Source organism: Cupriavidus sp. SK-4, assembly GCF_000611125.1.
GTDB classification, from domain to species: Bacteria; Pseudomonadota; Gammaproteobacteria; order Burkholderiales; family Burkholderiaceae; genus Cupriavidus; species Cupriavidus necator.
Map to the genome: position 1 here is coordinate 121586 of NZ_JFJW01000069.1, position 16920 is coordinate 138505.

At 64.9% G+C, this 16920-nt stretch carries 15 protein-coding genes; 9 read left to right on the top strand and 6 right to left on the bottom strand.

The genetic code is table 11. The annotated features are described in order from the left end of the window. The first annotated feature begins 184 nt into the window (after nucleotides 1–184). Both CF68_RS15485 and CF68_RS15490 read left to right on the top strand, forming a co-directional pair. The gene (locus tag CF68_RS15485) at nucleotides 185–1585 is read left to right on the top strand and encodes a cytosine permease (protein ID WP_035820212.1); all 1401 of its coding nucleotides are present in this window, start codon (nucleotides 185–187) and stop codon (nucleotides 1583–1585) included. Further along, nucleotides 1582–2358 (top strand): creatininase family protein, encoded by a 777-nt coding sequence (locus tag CF68_RS15490; protein WP_035820213.1) that lies wholly within the window; start codon nucleotides 1582–1584, stop codon nucleotides 2356–2358. Before CF68_RS15485 ends, CF68_RS15490 begins: the two co-directional genes overlap by 4 nt. Nucleotides 2359–2366: 8 nt before the next feature. On the opposite strand, the gene CF68_RS15495 is transcribed toward CF68_RS15490, so the two are convergent. From CF68_RS15495 to CF68_RS15520, 6 genes are all read right to left on the bottom strand, one after another. After that, complete coding sequence (locus CF68_RS15495) at nucleotides 2367–2666, bottom strand: hypothetical protein (protein WP_035820216.1); 300 nt, start codon at nucleotides 2664–2666, stop codon at nucleotides 2367–2369. Nucleotides 2667–2708: 42 nt separating this feature from the next. After that, a complete protein-coding gene (locus tag CF68_RS15500) occupies nucleotides 2709–3503 on the bottom strand; it encodes a peptidylprolyl isomerase (protein WP_035820217.1) in 795 nt (264 codons plus the stop codon). Between the two features lie 4 nt (nucleotides 3504–3507). Then, nucleotides 3508–3822, bottom strand: coding sequence for a BolA family transcriptional regulator (locus tag CF68_RS15505; RefSeq protein ID WP_010810057.1), 315 nt, complete (start codon nucleotides 3820–3822; stop codon nucleotides 3508–3510). Nucleotides 3823–3862: 40 nt separating this feature from the next. After that, complete coding sequence (locus tag CF68_RS15510; RefSeq protein WP_035820219.1) at nucleotides 3863–4402, bottom strand: septation protein A; 540 nt, start codon at nucleotides 4400–4402, stop codon at nucleotides 3863–3865. Between the two features lie 38 nt (nucleotides 4403–4440). After that, entirely contained in the window at nucleotides 4441–4905 is a 465-nt protein-coding gene (gene msrB / locus CF68_RS15515; RefSeq protein ID WP_035820225.1) for a peptide-methionine (R)-S-oxide reductase MsrB, read from the bottom strand. A gap of 115 nt (nucleotides 4906–5020) precedes the next feature. After that, nucleotides 5021–6592, bottom strand: coding sequence for a YdiU family protein (locus tag CF68_RS15520; RefSeq protein ID WP_035820230.1), 1572 nt, complete (start codon nucleotides 6590–6592; stop codon nucleotides 5021–5023). A 459-nt stretch (nucleotides 6593–7051) separates the two neighbouring features. Here CF68_RS15520 and CF68_RS15525 point away from each other — a divergent pair, with 459 nt between their 5' ends. The 7 genes from CF68_RS15525 to CF68_RS15555 all read left to right on the top strand — a co-directional run bounded on the left by CF68_RS15525 (nucleotide 7052) and on the right by CF68_RS15555 (nucleotide 16753). Further along, on the top strand, nucleotides 7052–8677 hold the full coding sequence (locus tag CF68_RS15525; RefSeq protein ID WP_035820232.1) for a 3-(methylthio)propionyl-CoA ligase: 1626 nt from the start codon (nucleotides 7052–7054) through the stop codon (nucleotides 8675–8677). Nucleotides 8678–8817: 140 nt separating this feature from the next. Further along, entirely contained in the window at nucleotides 8818–10068 is a 1251-nt protein-coding gene (locus CF68_RS15530; protein ID WP_035820234.1) for a branched-chain amino acid ABC transporter substrate-binding protein, read from the top strand. 190 nt (nucleotides 10069–10258) lie between these two features. Then, nucleotides 10259–11206 (top strand): branched-chain amino acid ABC transporter permease, encoded by a 948-nt coding sequence (locus CF68_RS15535; protein ID WP_010810051.1) that lies wholly within the window; start codon nucleotides 10259–10261, stop codon nucleotides 11204–11206. A 4-nt stretch (nucleotides 11207–11210) separates the two neighbouring features. After that, nucleotides 11211–12524, top strand: a complete 1314-nt coding sequence (locus tag CF68_RS15540) for a branched-chain amino acid ABC transporter permease (RefSeq protein ID WP_035820237.1) — start codon at nucleotides 11211–11213, stop codon at nucleotides 12522–12524. Further along, nucleotides 12521–13294 (top strand): ABC transporter ATP-binding protein, encoded by a 774-nt coding sequence (locus CF68_RS15545; protein ID WP_010810049.1) that lies wholly within the window; start codon nucleotides 12521–12523, stop codon nucleotides 13292–13294. The genes CF68_RS15540 and CF68_RS15545 overlap by 4 nt, the downstream gene beginning before the upstream one ends. After that, nucleotides 13294–14007 (top strand): ABC transporter ATP-binding protein, encoded by a 714-nt coding sequence (locus CF68_RS15550; RefSeq protein WP_035820240.1) that lies wholly within the window; start codon nucleotides 13294–13296, stop codon nucleotides 14005–14007. Before CF68_RS15545 ends, CF68_RS15550 begins: the two co-directional genes overlap by 1 nt. Before the next feature lie 475 nt (nucleotides 14008–14482). Continuing rightward, on the top strand, nucleotides 14483–16753 hold the full coding sequence (locus tag CF68_RS15555; protein WP_304413117.1) for a TonB-dependent siderophore receptor: 2271 nt from the start codon (nucleotides 14483–14485) through the stop codon (nucleotides 16751–16753). The last annotated feature ends 167 nt before the right edge of the window (nucleotides 16754–16920 follow it).

Sequence of the window (16920 nt, forward strand, 5' to 3'; positions counted from 1 at the left end):
TTTCGGCGATGCAAGCAGCCAAAGCCCGGATGGCGACGGCCATTTCGCTCCGCATCTTGGAATCTTCCGCATTTCTTGCCGCTTTCGCACTGTTACTCTCGCGCTGACTCACGATCGGATGCAGGGCTGGTCCCCTTGCATCCGGGTCGCTCGAACACGGAACGGTAGATTCGGAGATCCCATCATGAATCAGAAGGTGAAGTCGTCCCCGGCAGTCGATGCAGATTATATGTTCGCCCCGGTCCCGCCCGATGCGCGCAGGCCGACCTGGAAGCAGGTGATGGTGTGGGTTGGGTTTGGCTACGTTGCCACCGGCCTGTTCATCGGCGGCACGCTCGCCGGGCCGGCGGGCGGCGCGGGTGTTTCCTTCCCCATGGCCTTGCTGGCTATCGCCATCGGCATGGGCATCCTGTTCGTGCTGACCGGGCTGCTGGGCATCATCGCCCAACGCACCGGCCTGAGCCTGGCGTTGTTGTGCCGCTATGCCTACGGCGCCAAAGGCATGAACCTGCCGATGCTGGCGATGGGGCTGCTGACGCTGGGCTGGTTCTCCGCCATCACCGGCATGGTGGGCGACATCTGGGGCGCGTTCATCGGTAATCCGAGCGGCATCACCGTGCTTGACCCGGCCCGCCTGGGATTCGACATCGCGCCGATCACGCTGGAAGTGTTCCTGGCATGCGTGACCTGCGGCCTGCTGTTCACCGCGACCTCGATGTCCGGCATGAAAGGGCTGGAGCGGCTGGCGGTGCCGGTGGCACCCGTCATCATGCTGATCGCGGTGCTGGTCGGCGTCGGCATGGTCGACGAGGGCGGCGGGCTTGGCAGCTTTATCGCGGCCTCTTCGCAGAAGGACGGCCTGCCATTGTCGTCGGCCGTGACCATGCTGGTCGGCAGCTGGATCGCGGGCGCCATCATGGGCGTCGACCTGTTCCGCTTCAACCGCAATGCCAGGGCGGTCTGGCTGGGCTCGGCCGCCTGCTTCCTGCTGACCAACCCGCTGCTCAATATCGTCGGCTATATCGGCACCGTCACGGTCGGCGAATACAACTATGTGTCGTGGATGCTGGAGAAGAGCTTCCTGCTGGCCTTGGTGGGCGCGGTCACATGGACCTTGTCGCTGTGGACCACCAACGATGCGGAGCTGTACTGCAATGCGCTCTATACCGGCCCGGTGCTGCATTCCTGCGGGATCCGCGCCGGCAAGCGGCAGCTGGTGCTGGTGGCGGGGCTGCTTGGCACCGTGCTTGGTGCGCTGGGTTTCTACCAGATGTTCTTCGCGCAGTTCATCAACTACCTCGGCATCATGGCGCCGCCGCTGGCCGGCCCGCTGCTGGCGGACTTCTATATCCGGCACAAGGGCCGCTATGACGTTCGCGAACTCGACCGGCAGCCCGCATTCAACCGGGCCGGTGTCGGCGCCGCGCTGGTCGGCATGGCACTGGGGCTCGGCCTCGAGCTGAACCGCTGGCTGCCGGAGTGGCCCAACGGGCTGGTGGCGCTGCTGGCCACGGTGCTGGTGTACCTGCTGTTGCATCCGGTCCTGAACGCGAAAGCGCAGCCGCTGGCGGAGAACGCATCATGAAGAAGGTCTTGCTGAACGAGTTTTCCACGGCCGAACTGGAGGCCATGTTTGCCGCTGGTGGCATAGACAGCGCCATCACCGTTTTTGGCAGCTGCGAAAGCCACGGCGGGCACCTGCCGCTCGGGCCGGACCTGTTCGTTCCCGCCGAAGTGGCACGGCTGGCGGCGCAACGGCTTGAGCGGACCATCGTGGTCCCCGGCGTGCCGTTCGGCACCTCGATGCACTACAACGCCAACCCGATGGCGGTCTCGCTGCGCTTCGAGACGGTGACGGCGCTTGCCGAGGATATCTTCGAGAGCCTGATTGCCTACGATATCCGGCACATCTTTGTGCTGAACGGGCACGACGGCAATATAGCGCCGCTCGAGATCGCCCAGCGCAAGGTCAAGCAGCGCCACCCGGAGGTGGTGTTTGCCTTCCTGCCTGCCTGGTGGTCGGTGATCGGCAGCCGGCTTGGCGATGGCTTCTTCGCTGAGTGGAATGGATTGGGCCACGGCGGCGAAGGCGAAACCTCGATCACCATGGCGGTGTGTCCGGACCTGTGCGACCTGGGCAAAGCCGTGCGGCAGATGCCGGTAGACAGCATCCGCATCGGCGAGCGCGTACAGATCATGTGGGATATCGCCGAGGTTTCCGCGACCGGCGTCACCGGTGACCCGACCTGGGCCAGCGCGGAAAAGGGCAGCAAGATGCAGGACGCGCTGGTCGGACTGGTTGCCGACAGTATCAGGCAGCTCGACGAAACCGGGTGGCGCTACGACCTGCGCCAGTGAAGGCTGGTTCAGCCGGCAAGCGGAGGGAGCAGGCGTGAGCTCCACGACGCATACGCATAAGTCAGCATCCGCCCGGCTTCAAAACCAGGGGGCGGCCTGATCTCGCCGCGAGCCTCCTTGTACGCCACCACGGCGTGCAGGATCTTCTCGGGCGCGTAACGGTCACGCAAGGGGAGATAAGGGTGGAGCTGGCGCCAGCCGGGGGCGGCGCCGTCCAGGGTCGCCCAGGCCAGTGCGCAATAGCACATGCCCCGGGACGAGAGATGCCAGAGTTGCCAGTAGCGGCCAGTCGGCTCCACGCGCTGCATCCTTGAATCTTGCAGGACCGGCGGGGGCGACCGGACCGTGCCTTACTGGATCTTGGCCTTGTCCTTGAGTGACTTCATCATGGCCTGGAACTGCTCGCGCTGCCAGTTCTGGTCCCCCATCAGCATCTGCGTGAGCTGCGGCTTGACCTCTTCGAACGACGGGATCTTGGCGTCGCGCACGTCGACCAGTTCGATGATATGCCAGCCGAACTGGGTCTTGACCGGGGTATCGGTCAGCTGGCCCTTTTTCAGGCCGGTCATGGCAGCCGAGAACTCAGGCACGTAGCTGCTGCTGTTGGCCCAGTCCAGGTCGCCGCCGTTGGCTGCCGAGCCCGGGTCCTTGGACGAGGCCTTGGCCATGTCCTCGAACTTGGCGCCGCCCTTGATCTTGGCGATGATCGCCTTGGCGTCGGCTTCCTTTTCCACCAGGATATGGCGGGCGTGGTATTCCTTGCCGTTGCCGAACTGCGACTTGATCTTGTCGTACTGCTTGCGCAACTCGGCGTCGCTGGCGCCGTGGGTCTTCACGTAGTCTTCGAACACTGCGCCGGCCAGCACGTTCAGGCGGGCCTGTTCCAGTTGTTCCTGCACGTCGTCGCGCTGGGTCAGGCCGCGCTTGTTGGCTTCCTGCGAGAGCAGTTCGCGGTCGATCAGCATGTTGCGCGCGCGCGAGCGCAGCTCCGGGTTGTCGGGCTGGCCGGTGCCGGCGATCAACTTGTCCAGCTTTGCCGATGAAATGGCCTTGCCATTCACGACGGCGGCATTCTGGGCGATGGCCGGCAGGCTGCCGGCAGCAAGCACAGCCGCCAGGCTGAACGAGAGGACGGTGGTCTTCATGGAATCAGGTCTGAGAGTTGCTGGAAGAATCGCGTGATGATGCGCGGGATTGGTACTCTTGGTCGGTGAACGCAGTCACGGCAAGTGCGTGGATCTGCGCGGGGAACAGACCGCGCAGCGCATCATACACCATGCGGTGTCGCGCAACCCGGCTGTGACCCGTAAAGCGCTCGCTGACAATTGTCACGTCGTAATGTCCGCCGCCGGATGCGGCGCCGGCATGTCCGGCGTGCAGCGCGCTGTCATCGCGCACGGCCAGGTGGCTGGGGGCGAGCGCTTCGCGCAGCATCGCCTCGATAGTGGCGGGATCGGCTGCCATCAATGGTTTCCTTCGGTTCGGGGGTGCGGGGGTGGGGCCGTCAGTCCTGGCTGTTCTCGGGCATGTGGCGCGACAGCCAGACACTCTGGGCGACGATGAACACCAGCATCAGCCCCATGCTGCCGAACAGCTTGAAGTTGACCCAGGCCTCGGTCGAGAACTGGTAGGCCACGTACAGGTTCAGCACGCCCATGGCGGCAAAGAAGCCGGCCCAGGCGGCGTTCAGGCGCGCCCACACCGGGTCGGGCAGGGTCACCTGTTTTTCCATCATGGCGCGGATCAGGTTCTTGCGCCAGCCGATCACCGAGCCCAGCAGCGCCACCGCGAACATCCAGTAGAGCACGGTCGGCTTCCACTTGATGAAGGTCTCGTTGTGCAGCACCAGCGTGGCACCGCCGAACACCGCGATGATCAGCAGGCTGACCCACTGCATCGGCTCGACCTTGCGGTGGCGGAACCAGACCCAGCCGATCTGCAGCACCGTGGCGCCAATGGCCACGGCGGTGGCGGTGTAGATGTCGGCCAGCTTGAAGGCGGCAAAAAACAGGATGACCGGGAACAGGTCGAACAGGAATTTCATGCGGTACCAGGTTGTGTCCGGCGTGCTTGCCGGAGCATTCAGCGCTGCGGGTCGCGGCGGGGTTTGTCGTCGCTGCCGGCGGCGTGGGCTTCATCCGCCGCACGCTGTGCCGGGTCGCGATCATCGAATTTTAGCGCAGCCGAGTTGATGCAATAGCGCAGGCCGGTCGGGGCGGGGCCATCTTCGAAGACATGGCCCAGGTGGCTGCCGCATTCCTTGCAGCGTACCTCCACCCGCGTCATGCCGTGGCTGTGGTCGACGTGCTCGGCAATCACCTCGCCGTTGATGGCGCGGAAATAGCTGGGCCAGCCGCAGCCGGCATCGAACTTGGTGGCGGATTCGAACAGCGGCGTGCCGCAGCCCACGCAGTGGTAGATGCCGTTGTCCCAGTGGTCCCAGTAGCGGCCGGTGAACGGACGCTCGGTGGCGGCCTCGCGGGTCACGCGGTATTCGATGTCGGAGAGTTGTTCACGCCACTCGGCGTCGGTCTTGGTGGTGGTCATGGTTTGTCCTCGCAGGGCTTCCTCGGATGGGTTCCTCAGTTAAGGCATTGGTCGTGCGAACTCCGCGAACCTTACACCGGCTGGCGCCGGCGTGCAGGGCGCGGATCACATGGCGTCACGACGAGCAACTGACCTCCAGGCCGGAGGCCCAGTCCGGCGGCAGCGCCGCGTAGTGCTCTGCTTCCGGTTGTTCGTCGAAAGGGCGCGACAGCACCGCCAGCAGGCGGTCCACTTCACTGAAGTTCTTCTCGCGTGCGTGCCGGATCGCGGTTTCGGCCAGGTGGTTGCGCAGCACGTATTTGGGGTTGACTGCCAGCATTTCCAGTTCGCGCGCGGCATCGTGCGACTGCTCGGCGCGCAGGCGCACGCGGTAGTCGGCCACCCACGTGTCAAAGGCGGCGCGGTCCAGGAACAGGTCGCGCACCGGCGCGTCGCGCGAGGCATCGGTGGACGAAATGCCGCACAGCTTGCGCCAGAACAGCGTGTAGTCCACGCGCTGGCCGTGCAGCAGCTGGAACAGGCTGGTCAGCAGCGGCTCATCGCTCTTGTCATCGCCGCCGGCAGGCGGGCGCAGGCCCAGCTTGGCGCGGTAGTGGCGGAAGAATGCGGCGGCATAGCGGTCGCGGAACGGGTCCAGTGCCGCGCGCGCGGCTTCCACGGCGGCGTCGCGCGCGCCTTCCTTGTCGGCATCCTCCGGTGCCAGCCACAGCGGCAGCAGCGCCTGGGCCAGGCAGTGCAGGTTCCAGAATGCCACCTGCGGCTGCTGGCTGTAGGCGTAGCGGCCCTGCGTGTCGGAGTGGTTGCAGATGTGGTTGGCGTCGAATGCGTCGAGGAAGCCGAACGGGCCGTAGTCGATGGTCAGGCCCAGGATCGACATATTGTCGGTGTTCATCACTCCATGGCAGAAGCCCACCGCCTGCCAGTGCGCGATCAGGTCGGCGGTGCGCAGCGAGACCTCGCGCAGCAGCGCCTGGTAGGGCTGGGCGTCGTCGCGGCACGCGGGCATGAAGTTGTCGATGACGAAATCCGCCAGCTTGCGCAGCGCGGCCGCGTCGTCGTGCGCGGCGAAATGCTCGAAGTGCCCGAAGCGGATAAAGGTCGGCGACAGCCTGGTCACCACCGCGGCGGTCTCGATGGTCTCGCGGCGCACCGGCGCGTCCGAGCCCATGATAGCCAGCGCGCGCGTGGTCGGCACGCCCAGTGCGGCCATGGCTTCGGAGCACAGGTACTCACGGATCGACGAGCGCAGCACCGCGCGGCCGTCGGCCATGCGCGAGTAGGGCGTCAGGCCCGAGCCCTTGAGCTGGATTTCCCACGGGCCGGCCTCGGTCTGCGCCTGCGCCAGGCGGATGGCGCGGCCGTCGCCGAGTTGGCCGGCCCAGACCCCGAACTGGTGCCCGGAATAGACGGTGGCGAGCGGGTCGGCCCAGTCCGGCACCTGGTTGCCGATAAAGGTCTCGATGAAATCCTGCTGGCTGCCGATGCCGGCATCCCAGCCGAGCAGGGCCGCCGCGGCCGGCGCCACCCCCACCAGGTAGGGTGATGGCAGCGGCGTCGGGCGCAGCCGTGTGAAGAACTGCGCGCCGAGCTCGGCGAAGCCGGGCGCGGTGCGCCAGGGCACGGACAGCGTGGCGGGAGCGGCTGCGTCGAAGGGCTGCGGGGCTTGTGGCTGGGGCGTGTCTGGCATCGCGTAAGGGCGCCGGGGCGCAAGGGGGCGGTGCGAAATCCGTGCGGCCATCCAGGTGCCGGCGAAGCGCCTGAAAGGCGGTGCAGCGCGGCATGCCGGGGGCACGGAAATGCGATGGTGGCTAGGGAAAACGACATGTTGAGGTGCAACATGCCACGCAGTATTGTACGTCCTCAACGGCACTCGACCGCGCCCCACCGAGTCATGCCGCCATGCACCGCACGGTTATTTTCCTCCTTCAGTGCGCACATGAATCCGGTGCATGGGTTTTTCGCAGAATTGCGGCCCCGAATTCAATGGCAATACCGACGGCAACCCCGACGGCAATACGCAACGACAGTACGGCAGTGCACAACGAGACCGGCCGGACGCCGATTTGGTGCATGGAAACGACCGCCAAAAAATAGTACGGTTGTTCGTTTTCAGGCGAACTACACAAGACTTTCAGGAGGCAGCTTCATGGCATTGATGGGTCAAATGATGAGCGCGCCGCTGCTCATTTCCTCCATCATCAAACACGCCGCGCGTTACTACGGCAGCACCGAGATCGTCTCGCGGCGCACGGAGGGCGACCTGCATCGCTATACGTACCGCGATTGCGAACTGCGCTCGCGCAAGCTGGCGCAGGCGCTCGGCGCACTGGGCGTGAAGCAGGGCGAGCGCGTCGGCACACTGGCCTGGAACGGCTACCGCCACCTCGAGATCTACTACGGCGTGTCCGGCATGGGCGCCGTCTGCCATACCATCAACCCGCGCCTGTTCCCCGAGCAGATCGCCTATATCGTCAACCACGCGGAAGACGGTTATATCTTCTTCGACCTGACCTTCCTGCCGCTGGTGGAAGGCGTGGCGCCGCATTGCCCCAACGTCAAGGGCTGGGTGGCGATGACCGACCGCGCGCATATGCCGGCCGAATCCAAGGTGCCGCTGCTGTGCTACGAGGAACTGGTCGAGGCCCAGGACGGCAACTACGAGTGGCCGCAGTTCGACGAGAACCAGGCCTCGAGCCTGTGCTACACCTCGGGCACCACCGGCAATCCCAAGGGCGCGCTGTATTCGCACCGCTCGACGGTGCTGCACTCGTATGCGTCGGCACTGCCCGACGCGCTGGGCTGCTCCGCCAGCGACGTGATCCTGCCCGTGGTGCCGATGTTCCACGTCAATGCCTGGGGCCTGCCGTATTCGGTGCCGCTGGTCGGCGCCAAGCTGGTGCTGCCCGGTGCCAAGCTGGACGGGGCCTCGATCTATGAACTGTTCGAGCAGGAGAAGGTGACCTTCTCCGCCGGCGTGCCGACGGTGTGGCTCGGCCTGCTCCAGTATGTGCAATCGAACCAGCTCAAGTTCTCCACCTTCCACCGCACGGTGATCGGCGGCTCGGCCGCGCCGCCGGCGATGATCCGCGCGCTCGAGGCGCTGGATGTGGAGGTGATCCACGCCTGGGGCATGACCGAGATGTCGCCGCTGGGCACGTCGTGCAAGCTGCTGGCCAAGCACCAGGACCTGTCCGACGCCGACCGCCACAAGATCCAGGAAAAGCAGGGCCGCGTGATCTTCGGCGTCGACATGAAGATCGTCGATGGCGACGGCAACGAGCTGCCGTGGGACGGCAAGGCCTTCGGCGACCTGATGGTGCGCGGGCCGTGGATCATCGACCGCTACTTCCGCAACGATGCCAACCCGCTGGCCGACGGCTGGTTCCCGACCGGCGACGTCGCCACCATCGACGCCGACGGCTTCATGCAGATCACCGACCGCAGCAAGGACGTGATCAAGTCCGGCGGCGAATGGATCTCGTCGATCGATATCGAGAACGTCGCCGCCGCGCACCCCGCGGTGCATATGGCGGCCTGCATCTCGGCCTACCACCCCAAGTGGGACGAACGCCCGCTGCTGGTGGTGGTGAAGAGGCCCGGCGCCGAAGTCACCCGCGAAGAGCTGCTGCAGTTCTTCGAAGGCAAGGTGGCCAAGTGGTGGATCCCGGACGACGTGGCCTTTGTCACCGAGATCCCGCTGACCGCGACCGGCAAGATGCAGAAGCTCAAGCTGCGCGAGCAGTTCAAGGACTACAAGCTGCCGACCGCCTGACGCCGGCACGCGCTTTCCGGTGCGCCATGCCTGCTTGCGGCATGGCGTGTTCGGGGCCGGCTGCACGGCGTGGCATGGAGGGTGCCGCGCAGCCAGCCAAATTCAACGACAAGCCAACGACAAGAGTGAAGGAGACAGGTATGACCAAAATGCGTCCGCTGGTGGCCGGTGTGGCCGTGTTTGCCGCACTGGGTTCTGCGCTGGTTTCAGGTACCGCACTCGCGGATACGGTGAAGATCGCCTTCATTGACCCGCTCTCGGGGCTGATGGCTCCCGTTGGGCAGAACCAGCTCAAGAGCTGGCAGTATGTGGCCGACATCGCCAACCAGAAGAACTGGGCCGGCGCACACAAGTTTGAGGTGGTGGGTTTCGACAACAAGCTGTCGCCGCAGGAAAGCCTGACCATCCTCAAGCAGGCGGTCGACCAGGGCATCCGCTATATCGTGCAGGGCAACGGCTCTTCAGTCGGGCTGGCGCTGCAGGACGCGGTGGCCAAGCACAACGAGCGCAATCCGGGCAAGGAAATCGTCTACCTGAACTACGCCGCGGTGGACCCGGACATGACCAATGCCAAATGCAACTTCTGGCATTTCCGGCTCGACGCCAACTCGGACATGAAGATGGAGGCGCTGACCACCTTCCTGGCCAAGGACCCGAACGTCAAGAAGGTCTACCTGATCAACCAGAACTACTCGTTCGGCCACCAGGTGGCGCGCGCGGCCAAGGACTACCTGAAGCGCAAGCGCCCGGACATCCAGATCGTCGGTGAAGACCTGCACCCGCTGGCGCAGGTCAAGGACTTTGCCCCGTACGCGGCCAAGATCAAGGCCTCTGGCGCCGATACCGTGATCACCGGCAACTGGGGCAGCGACCTGGCGCTGCTGATCAAGGCGGGCAAGGACGCCGGCCTGACCACCAACTACTACACCTACTATGCCGGCACCACCGGCGTGCCCACGGCGATGGGCGCCACCGGCGCCGAGCACGTCAAGTATGTCGGCTACTACAACCCCAACAACAAGGGGTTCAAGGGGGCGGATGTCATCGAGGGCTTCAAGAAGAAGTACAACGATGACTTCTACGTGATGGCTTCCTACACCGGCATTGCCATGCTGGCCAAGGCCTTCAAGGACACCGGCTCGACCGATCCGACCAAGGTCGCCAAGGCGCTCGAGGGCATCAAGGTCGACAGCATGAACGGCACGGTCGAGATGCGCAACTCGGATCACCAGGCGCAGCAGCCGCTGGTGGTCGCCACCTGGACCAAGGTGGACGGCAAGGAAATCAAGTACGACCAGGAAAACACCGGCTACGGCTGGAAGACCAACGCACTGATGGACCAGTACGTGTCGGCCCAGCCGACCTCCTGCCAGATGAAGCGGCCGGGCTGATCCTGTCCGTGACGGGCCGGCCGCGCTGACAAAGTGGCCGCCCGATCCTGCATACTTTCGGTCTTTTTCGGTCGATACCGGGGAGCGTCCGGGGCGGGCATCCGCCCCCGGAGGGGGACGCTCACCCTCAATCCAACCGGACGGATGCCGGCATGCCCACGCATGGCGGCGCCAGCTTGAAGGACACGCTGTGGAATTCTTCGTCATCTCACTGCTGAACGGCATCAGCTACGGGCTGCTGCTGTTCATGCTGTCATCGGGCCTTACGCTGATCTTCAGCATGATGGGCGTGCTCAACTTTGCCCACGCCAGCTTCTACATGCTGGGCGCCTACTTTGCCTACACCATCGCCAGCAAGGTCGGGTTCTGGCCGGCGCTGATCTTCGCGCCGCTGCTGGTGGCCGGCGCGGGTGCGCTGGTGGAGCGCTTCGGCCTGCGCACGGTGCACAAGTACGGCCACGTGGCCGAGCTGCTGTTCACCTTCGGCCTGGCCTACCTGATGGAAGAGGGCGTCAAGCTGGTGTGGGGCCTGGCGGCGGTGCCGTACCGTATCCCCGCGGAGCTGGACGGGCCGCTGTTCACGGTGTTCACCTCGTCCTTCCCCAAGTACCGCGCCTTCATGATGCTGGTGTCGCTGGGCATGCTGGTGGCGATCTACCTGGTGCTGACGCGTACCCGCATCGGGCTGGTGATCCAGGCCGCGCTGACGCACCCGGAAATGGTCGAGGCGCTGGGCCACAACGTGCCGCGCGTGTTCATGATGGTGTTTGGCGGCGGCGCCGCGCTGGCGGGGCTGGCGGGGGTGATCGGGGGCAATGCCTTCGTCACCGAGCCGTCGATGGCCGCGGCGGTCGGCTCGATCGTGTTCGTGGTGGCGGTGGTGGGCGGCATGGGATCGCTGGTGGGCGCCTTCATTGCGTCGATCCTGATCGGCGTGCTGCAGACCTTCGCGGTCACCATCGACGCCTCGCTGGCGGGCCTGATGACCAGCCTGGGGCTGGCGGTCAGCGAGGCCACGCCGTTCTATTCCTTGTGGAAGCTCACGGTGGCCCAGGTGGCGCCGGTGCTGCCGTACCTGTTGCTGGTGGTGATGCTGATCTTCCGCCCGCGTGGACTGATGGGAACCCGGGAGAGCTGACGCCATGGAGCAAGCGATGCAACAACCCCGCGAGCCGGTGGTGACCGGCCGCACCCTGCGCTACCGCCCGCTGAACCTGGCGCGCTGGATCATCTGGAGCCTGACCGTGCTGGTCATGCTGGTGCTGCCGCTGATCTTCACCGGGGGCTTCGCCATCACGCTGATGTCGCAGATGGGCATCATGATCATTTTCGCGCTGTCGTACAACATGCTGCTCGGGCAGACCGGCATGCTGTCGTTCGGCCACGCGGTCTACTCCGGCCTGGGCGCGTTTATCGCGGTGCATGTGCTGAATATGGTCGGGGCGGGCAAGGTCTGGCTGCCGGTGTCGATGCTGCCGCTGGTGGGCGGCCTGGCGGGCGCCTTCTTCGGCGTGATCTTCGGTTACGTCACCACCAAGAAGTCCGGCACCACCTTCGCCATGATCACCATGGGCATCGGCGAGATGGTGTTCGCCAGCTCGCTGATGTTCCCGGAGTTCTTCGGCGGCGAGGGCGGCATCTCCACCAATCGCGTGGTCGGCGACCCGTTCCTGGGCATCACCTTCGGGCCGGGGCGCCAGGTGTACTACCTGATCGCGGCGTGGTGCCTGCTGTCGATGGTGGCGATGTACGCCTGGACGCAGACGCCGCTGGGCCGCATCGCCAACGCCGTGCGCGACAACCCCGAGCGGGTCGAGTTCATCGGCTACAACACCCAGCGCGTGCGCTACCTGGTGCTGATCCTGTCGGCATTCTTCGCCGGTATCGCCGGGGCGCTGGGCGCCATCAACTTCGAGATCGTCTCGGCCGAGAACGTCAGCGCGGTGCGCTCCGGCGGCGTGTTGCTGGCGGTGTTCATCGGCGGCGCGGGCGTGTTCTTCGGGCCCATCATCGGTGCGGTGGTGTTCGTGCTGTTCGCGGTGGCGCTGTCGGACCTGACCAAGGCCTGGCTGCTGTACCTGGGCCTGTTCTTCGTGCTGATGGTGATGTTCGTGCCGGGCGGGCTGGCCAGCCTGCTGCTGATGCAGATGCCGCTGCTGGGCAAGGGCAAGCTGCGCCGCATGCTGCCGTCCTACGCGCGTGCCGGCGGCGCCGGCGTGGTGCTGCTGCTGGCCATGATCCTGACGGTCGAACTGGTCTACAAGGTGCAGGTCGACAGCGCCAACGGCACCACGATGTCGCTGTTCGGCGTCGGCTTCGATGCCGCGACCTGGACGCCATGGCTGGCGGCGGCCGCGCTGTGGGCGGTTGGCCTGTTCGCGTGGCGCCTGGCGGCGGCGCGGGTGCGCAGTGCGTGGGACAAGGTACAGATGGAAATCGCAGGAGGCAGGGCATGACAGCGGCACTTGAACTGACCGATGTACGCAAGAAGTTCGGCCAGACGGAAATCATCCGCGGCGTGAACCTGAGCATCCCGAAGGGTGAGCGCCATGCGCTGATCGGGCCCAATGGCGCAGGGAAGTCGACGACCTTCAACCTGATTTCCGGCCGGTTTGCGCCGAGCAGCGGGACCGTGCGGCTCAATGGCGCGGAGATCGGCGGGCTGCAGCCCTTCGTGATCAACCGCATGGGGCTGTCGCGCAGCTTCCAGATCACCAACATCTTCCATCGGCTGTCGGTGTTCGAGAACCTGCGCTGCGCGGTGCTGTGGTCGCTCGGCTACAAGTATTCGTTCTGGCACCGGCTCAAGGGCCTGCGGGACACGCGCGAGCGCGCGGAGGAGGTGCTGGAGCTGATCGGCATGCAGCACCGCCGCGACAGCCAGGCGGGCCTGCTGACCTATGCCGAGCAGCGTGCGCTGGAGATCGGCATCACCATCGCCGGCGGCGCCGAGGTGATCCTGCTGGACGAGCCCACCGCGGGCATGAGCCGCTCCGAGTCCGATCACGCGGTCGAACTGATCCGCAAGGTCACCGTCGGCAAGACGCTGGTGATGGTGGAGCACGACATGAGCGTGGTGTTCGGCCTGGCCGACCGCATCTCGGTGCTGGTCTATGGCGAAGTGATTGCCACGGATACCCCGCAAGCCATCCGCAACAACCGCAAGGTCAAGGAAGCCTACCTGGGCACCACCCTCGACGAGGAAGCCACCGAAGGAGCGCACTGATGGGCAAGCGCATGCTGAATGTCCAGGGCCTGCACGCCTACTACGGCAAGAGCCATATCCTGCACGGCGTGGACGCGCATATCGACGAAGGCGAGATCGTCGCGCTGCTGGGCCGCAACGGGGTGGGGCGCTCGACCATGGCCAAGGCCATCCTCGGCATGGTCAAGGCCGAGGGTTCGGTGCGGTTTCGCGACGAAGAGATCCTGGGGCGGCGCACCTTTGAAATCGCGCACCTCGGGATTGGCTATGTGCCGGAGAACCGGGACATCTTTCCGACGCTGACCGTGCGGCAGAATTTGCTGCTGGGGGAGAAGCGCAACCCGCGGCAGGCCAGGCCGCGCTGGACCGTCGAGGACATGTTCAACATGTTCCCGCGGCTGAAGGAGCGCGAGAACACCTCGGCCGGCGTGCTCTCCGGCGGCGAGCAGCAGATGCTGACGCTGTGCCGCACGCTGATGGGCGACCCCGACCTGGTGCTGATCGACGAACCGACGGAAGGCCTGGCGCCGATGATCGTGGCCTTGGTCGGGGACTACCTGAAGACGCTGAAGGAGCGGGGTATTTCCGTGCTGCTGATCGAGCAGAAGCTGGCGATCGCGCTGGATATTTCCCAGCGCGTCTACGTGATGGGGCACGGGCATATCGTGTTCGAAGGCACGCCCGCTGAGCTGAAGGCCAACTCGCAGGTGAGAAAGGAGTGGCTGGAGGTTTGATCCGGCGCTCGCCGTGGATATGCGCCGGGTCTGCCGCGACCCGGCGCCAAGGCCCAGCCGCACCCTGCGACACCGCTTCAGCCGGGCTGAAACATCAAAAGAATCAATAGGTTGTCAGCGCCCTGGCAGTGACGGGAAATCCCCGCCGGGCGCGCGCTCCCGCAGGCGCCAGGCCCGCCCGCTGCTGCTGCTAAGTAGACTAGTCAACAAGCTGCCGTACATCACCGGGAAGTGGCTATATTGTCACGTGAAAAGTGGCATATGCAGCCATTTCTGCCATCTTCGGCCGGATATTCGACACTTTTGATGATTGAATAGGAATGATTCTTGTTTGTGTTTTGATTTCGGCCATCTTATAATCGCCCGCCGTTATGGATGACATGAATCAAAGCTTTCACGCTGCCTGAGCCCTGTCTTCATGACCACGCACAGATCGAGTCAAGAAAACTACAAAGCAACAAAGGGAAGGTAGATCGTGAAACAACAACAGGACACGTTCCGGCTGAATCCGCTGGCCGGGGCGCTGGCCGGCGCCGTGGCAGTGTTTGCCATGCAGGGCGCTGCGGCACAGGAGAGCCAGCCTGCCGCCGCGGCCAGCGCCGGCACCAAGCCCGTGACGCTGCAAAGCGTGACGGTGACAGGGGCGAAGGATGATGGTTACAAGGTGGATGAGGCCCAGTCGGCCAAGTTCACCGCGCCGTTGCTGGATACCCCCAAGTCCGTCACGGTGGTGCCGGCACAGGTGGTGCAGCAGACCGGTTCCAACTCTCTGCAGGACGCGCTGCGCACCACGCCGGGCATTACCTTCGGCGCCGGCGAAGGCGGCAACCCGATCGGCGACCGTCCGTTCATCCGCGGCTTCGACTCGATGTCGAGCATCTATGTCGACGGCGTGCGCGACACCGCTTCGCAGACCCGCGACACCTTCAATATCGAAAGCATCGAAGTTATCAAGGGCCCGAGCTCGGCCTTTGGCGGCAAGGGCTCGGCCGGCGGCATGATCAACATCGTGTCGAAGTTGCCGACCAGCGAGAACTTCGCGCAGGGCTCGGTGGGGGTGGGCACGGACTCGTATTTCCGTGCCACGGCTGACGGCAACTACGTGCTCAACGACAACACTGCCGTGCGCCTGAATGCGCTGGGGTATTCCGCCAACGTGCCCGGCCGCAATGAGGTCGACCAGAACTCCTGGGGCTTCGCGCCGTCCGTGACCTTTGGCCTGAATTCGCCCACGCAGGTCACGCTGTCGTACTACCACCTGCAGGGCAACGGCATGCCGGACTACAGCATCCCGTATTCGCGTCCCGCCAGCCAGTCGAGCAAGGCCAATCCGTCGCAGCCGGCCAGTGTCGACCGCAACAATTTCTACGGCCTGACCGACCGCGATTTCCAGAAGACGCAGTCCGATATCGCCACGGCCACGGTCAAGCATGACTTCCGCAACGGCCTGGTGTTCAGCAACACCAGCCGCTGGGGCCGCGCCAGCAACAACTACATCGTCACCAACCCTGACGACAGCAAGGGCAACGTGCCGCGCGGCTTTGTCTGGCGCAACACCAAGAGCCGCGATTCGGCCACCGAGACGCTGACCAACCAGACCGACCTGAGCGCCAAGTTCGACACCGGCAGCCTCAAGCACACCGTGCTGTTCGGCTTTGAGTTCAGCCGCGACGATACCGATAACACCCCGTACAACGTGGTCTCGGCCAACCGGGCGGCGGCCGCGGGCATCTGCAACGCATCGCTGGTGGCCAGCTTCGACTGCGCGCCGCTGGCCAACCCGAACCCGAACGACCCGTGGCGCGGCAGCATCAGCAAGATGCCGGTCACCACCACCACGACCACCAACACGCAGTCGGTCTACCTGTTCGATACGGTGGAGATCACCAAGCAGTGGCTGGTCAACGGCGGTGTCCGCTACGACAACTACGACACGCACGCCTTCGCCAACGCGTACACCAACCCGAACACCGGCGCGGCCGTGGCGCAGCTGGATGTCCGCAACAAGTCGCACTTCTTCAACTATCAGGCGGGCGTGGTCTACAAGCCGGTCGAGTACGGCAGCATCTATGTGTCGTACGGTACTTCGTCGACGCCGCCGGGCTCAACCAATGGCGACGGCGCGGACAACATTACCCTGGCGCAACGCAACCTGGAGCCGGAAACCTCGCGTTCGGTGGAAATCGGCACCAAGTGGGACCTGCTGGCCAGCCGCCTGTCGCTGACCGGTGCGATCTTCCAGATCGAGAAGAACAATGCGCGGGTCGCGGTTGACGCCAACACCACGATCAATGCCGGCAAGCAGCGCGTGAAGGGCTTCGAACTGGGCTTTGCCGGCAGCCTGACCGACAAGTGGGGCGTGTTCGGCGGCTATACCTACCTGAACAGCGAGCTGATCGACAACGGTCCGCAGGCAGTCAACGCGGCCAACAACGGTAACCAGTTCCCCAATACGCCGAAGAACAGCTTCAGCCTGTGGACCACCTACCAGGTGCTGCCGGCGCTGACGGTGGGCGCGGGTGCGTACTATGTCGACAAGGTCTATGCCAATCCGGCCAACTCGCTGTACGTGCCGTCGTACTGGCGCTTTGACCTGATGGGCGCCTACACGGTGAACAAGAACCTGTCGCTGCAGCTCAATATCCAGAATCTGTTCGACAAGACGTACTACACCAAGGCGCACAACCACTACGGCGCGCTGGGCGCAGGGCGCTTTGGCATGCTGACGGCGAACTTCAGGTTCTGATTGGTATTGCGGCCGGAGTTCGGCAACCTCGGCCTACGCAATTTGTGTGCTCTCTCTCCCGCTTGCGGGAGAGAGTTGGGGTGAGGGCGGGGCGCCCCTGCGAAGTCATGCCGGTGGCACGCCAGTGCCTGCCCTTACCCCCTGCCCCCCCCCCCCCCCCCCCCCCC